The sequence below is a fragment of the Bacteroides sp. AF29-11 genome (assembly GCF_003602895.1).
Classification (GTDB): Bacteria; Bacteroidota; Bacteroidia; order Bacteroidales; family Bacteroidaceae; genus Bacteroides; species Bacteroides uniformis.
Genome location: NZ_QTLY01000029.1, coordinates 1 through 1,262, shown reverse-complemented (window position 1 = coordinate 1,262; position 1,262 = coordinate 1). Strand labels below are relative to the sequence as shown.

The window sequence follows — 1,262 nt, the reverse complement described above, 5'->3', positions numbered from 1 at the left end:
ACCGATATTTGCATGTGGACACTTTTTTCATAGCACTTTAGCAATTAGTTCGTTCATTATTAACACCTTCCGTTTTTATTCATCTTTTTTGACATGGACAAAAATAAGCTGAATCTTTTTTATTTCCTCCCTCATCTGTCGTATTGCCGTAGAATGCACTTTCGGCTCTTTCGTCAATACCATCCACTTCATTTTTTCAAACTTGTCCGGTTGCCTGAAGCTTGGTTCCGCATAAAGCTTCGCAAGCAGATAATAGGGATAAATACGCCCCGGCAACCGATGGGTGGAACGGATAAACCAGTCTTCCGCTGACAAGCAATCACCCATCTGCTGATAGTTCTTGCCTATCACATTCAGTATCATGGGGTCACAACTACGCAGTAAAGCTTCTTTCAAAATACGGTTGGATTTACTGAACTGCTGCTGCTTGTGCAATCCATGACCATATTCGAACAAGAAAGATGCCCGGTCTCTCAACAGAGGATAAAGGCGCCCGTACTCTTTCTCTGCCGATTGATACGCACCTGCATTATACAGCACCCGCGCATTCATCCACTCCCGACAGGCCTGCTCCACTTGCAAGTCATTCTTCAGGCGAAAACCGCCAATGATGCCTACTGATACAGCCAGCCCCAACCATTGCCAACGGTCGGCACCGGACAAGCACGCCACAAGCAATCCTCCAAATGTAACGATAAATACCGGAAGTTGTAGCGGATAGGAGGAAAAAGAGAATATCATCAAAGAAAGAATAGCCCCACAGATACCATAACGTCCTTTACGGACTCCCCTATACAAACACAGCACGACCACAACCAATAGACATACAGCCAAAGGAATGCCCAGTTCGACCGCAGCCTGCAGATATTCATTGAATGCATATTCCGGACTTCCCGCCACACGTTCCTCCCACGGTTCATAATCACCTGCTGCAAAATAAGTTTCCTGCGCATTTCCGTAGGCTGCTGCGAAATTATGAATCCCATATCCGGTCAACGGCTTTTCTGCAATGGCACGACAAGTTATCTTCCACATGAAAAGACGGCCACGTGCAGAATCGGGTTTCAAGACAAACAGTAAATAGCCTGCCAATAGCAAGACACAGAATCCACCGACCACTACCATCACCACACGCTGCCTTTGCTGCTGCCATAATAATCTGAACTTATCCGTCCAATCCATATGCCAAGCATATACACACAGACAGGAAACTCCTGCCGCCAACCATGCCGAACGGCTCATTCCTGCCGGAAGCACACAAA

1 protein-coding gene is annotated in these 1,262 nt (G+C 46.7%); it reads right to left on the bottom strand.

The window, feature by feature from the left end; genetic code table 11:
- Nucleotides 1-75: 75 nt before the first annotated feature.
- Nucleotides 76-1,262 (bottom strand): O-antigen ligase family protein (locus DWZ03_RS19870; RefSeq protein WP_120130562.1); only part of this gene is annotated, 1,187 nt, incomplete at its 5' end.